Annotated in this window: 1 protein-coding gene; it reads right to left on the bottom strand. The window is 49.3% G+C overall.

Features of this window, described 5'->3' with window-relative positions:
* Positions 1–568, bottom strand: a 568-nt coding sequence (locus R7Q11_RS28275; RefSeq protein WP_263857226.1) for an alpha-amylase family glycosyl hydrolase, incomplete at both ends; no start/stop codon positions are given.

Here is a 568-nt window from a genome sequence, read left to right as displayed (position 1 = left end):
TGCCCGGAGCTGGGTAACCCGGCAAGCCAGTTCTTACCCAATCGCCGCCCCACCACTTCGCCCAGTTCGGACTCTGATAATCAATATTCTGGTGGTAGCTATGCCAATTTTCGCCTGCTTTTGGTTGCCAGTCGCCCCATTTCTTGGGCAGTTCGGCATTAGGCTTCAACACATCGATACCATCAAACTGTAGATCCGCCAATGTTGAGTAACCAGAATGGTTGATAACCGCATCCATCAAGACTTTGAGGCCACGCTTGTGCGCCTCTTCCACCAGCGTTTTTAAATCTTCTTCGTTACCGAAGTTCTCATCAATCTTGGTGAAATCGCGCGTCCAGTAGCCATGGTAAGCATAAAACGGGAATGAGCCACTATCGCCACCACCGACAAAGCCGTGCACTTGTTCAACGATTGGCGACAACCAAATCGCGTCTGTACCTAGGCTCTTGATGTAATCCAATTTCTCAATTACACCTTTAAGGTCACCGCCGTGGAACGTGCCAACTTCATCTTTGCCGTCTTTTTTACGACCATAACTGTTGTCGTTACTTGCGCCTGCGTTGTTGAA

The sequence above is a fragment of the Vibrio sp. 970 genome (genome assembly GCF_033339075.1).
This window is presented reverse-complemented; position numbering and strand designations above follow the sequence as displayed.